This is a genomic window from Shigella sp. FC1967 (assembly GCF_001743005.1).
In the GTDB taxonomy this organism is placed as follows: Bacteria; Pseudomonadota; Gammaproteobacteria; order Enterobacterales; family Enterobacteriaceae; genus Proteus.
Genome location: NZ_MIIZ01000912.1, coordinates 1 through 1,976, shown reverse-complemented (window position 1 = coordinate 1,976; position 1,976 = coordinate 1). Strand labels below are relative to the sequence as shown.

Annotated in this window: 2 protein-coding genes; both read left to right on the top strand. The window is 43.0% G+C overall.

The genetic code is table 11. The annotated features are described in order from the left end of the window. On the top strand, positions 1-1,391 hold a 1,391-nt coding region (pyrG, locus tag BHE89_RS15805; RefSeq protein ID WP_128860621.1), incomplete at its 5' end, for a glutamine hydrolyzing CTP synthase. Positions 1,392-1,453: 62 nt separating this feature from the next. Further along, the coding region (locus tag BHE89_RS15800) for a phosphopyruvate hydratase family protein (RefSeq protein ID WP_458694234.1) at positions 1,454-1,976 on the top strand (523 nt) is incomplete at its 3' end.

The following is a 1,976-nucleotide window of genomic DNA, read 5'->3' as shown; positions in this document are numbered from 1 at the left end:
AAATGACCCGTCGTAATAACTTCACGACGGGACGCGTATACTCTGAAGTATTACGTAAAGAGCGTCGTGGTGACTATCTTGGGGCTACTATTCAAGTTATTCCTCATATCACTAATGAAATTAAAGAACGCATCATCCGTGGTGGTGAAGGCCATGATGTCGTTTTAGTTGAAGTCGGCGGGACTGTTGGTGATATCGAATCTTTACCATTCTTAGAAGCGATTCGCCAAATGGCAGCAGAAGTGGGCCGTGAGCACACATTCTACCTGCATTTAACATTGGTGCCTTATTTAGCCGCTTCGGGTGAGGTGAAAACCAAACCAACTCAGCATTCTGTAAAAGAATTACTGTCGATCGGTATCCAGCCTGACGCATTGATTTGCCGTTCAGACCGCGTTATTCCTGCAAACGAACGTGCCAAAATTGCATTGTTCTGTAATGTACCTGAGAAAGCGGTTATTTCATTAAAAGACGTCGATTCCATTTATAAAATCCCTGCACTATTGAAATCACAGGGATTAGATGATTATATCTGTAAACGATTCAGCTTAGATTGCCCAGTCGCAAATCTTGCCGAGTGGGAACAAGTTATTTACGAAGAAGCGAATCCTGAAGGCGAAGTGACCATTGGTATGGTTGGTAAATATGTTGAGTTACCCGATGCCTATAAATCAGTGATTGAAGCATTGAAACATGGTGGTTTCAAAAGCCGTGTTACCGTAAATATCAAACTCATTGATTCACAAGACGTTGAAACTCGTGGCGTAGAAATGCTTAAAGGGTTAGACGCAATCTTAGTACCCGGCGGTTTTGGTGAACGTGGTATTGAGGGCAAGATTATGGCTGCTCAATATGCGCGTGAAAATAAAATCCCTTACTTAGGCATTTGCTTAGGTATGCAGGTTGCTATGATTGAGTTTGCACGTAATGTTGTTGGTATGGAAGACGCAAACTCCACTGAATTTGCGCCAGATTGTAAATATCCAGTTATCGCATTAATTACTGAATGGCGCGATGAAGACGGTAATGTTGAAGTGCGTTCGGAAGAGAGTGATTTAGGTGGTACGATGCGCCTTGGTGCTCAGCCTTGCCATTTAAGTGGTGATAGCTTAGTTCGCACACTGTATGGCAAAAACACCATTACAGAGCGTCATCGTCACCGTTATGAAGTAAATAATCTACTATTAAAACGTATCGAAGATGCGGGTTTACGTATTGCTGGTCGTTCAGTAGATAACAAACTGGTGGAAATTATTGAAAATCCAAACCATCCTTGGTTTATTGCTTGTCAGTTCCACCCAGAGTTTACCTCAACGCCGCGTGACGGCCATCCGTTATTTGCAGGCTTTGTGAAAGCGGCCTTTGATCACCAGAAAGGCCTGCTGAAATAGGATATATGAGAAGAGATAGAGTATCTCTTCTCGGAAATTTAACTTGTACAGAGGAAAACCGAATGTCCAAAATCGTTAAAGTACTTGGTCGTGAAATTATTGATTCTCGTGGCAACCCAACAGTTGAAGCAGAAGTTCACTTAGAAGGTGGTTTTGTTGGTATGGCGGCTGCTCCATCAGGCGCATCAACAGGCTCTCGCGAAGCGTTAGAATTACGTGATGGTGACAAATCACGTTTCTTAGGTAAAGGTGTTCTGAAAGCGGTTGCTGCTGTTAATGGTCCAATCGCTAAAGCGATCCTTGGCCAAGATGCAAAAGACCAAGCTAACATCGATAAAATCATGATCGATTTAGACGGTACTGAAAACAAATCAAACTTTGGTGCAAACGCAATCCTAGCGGTTTCTTTAGCAAACGCAAAAGCAGCAGCTGCTGCGAAAGGTATGCCTTTGTACGAGCATATTTCTGATTTGAACGGTACTCACGGTCAATATTCTATGCCTCTGCCAATGATGAACATCATCAACGGTGGTGAGCACGCAGATAACAACGTTGATATCCAAGAATTCATGATCCAACCTGTTG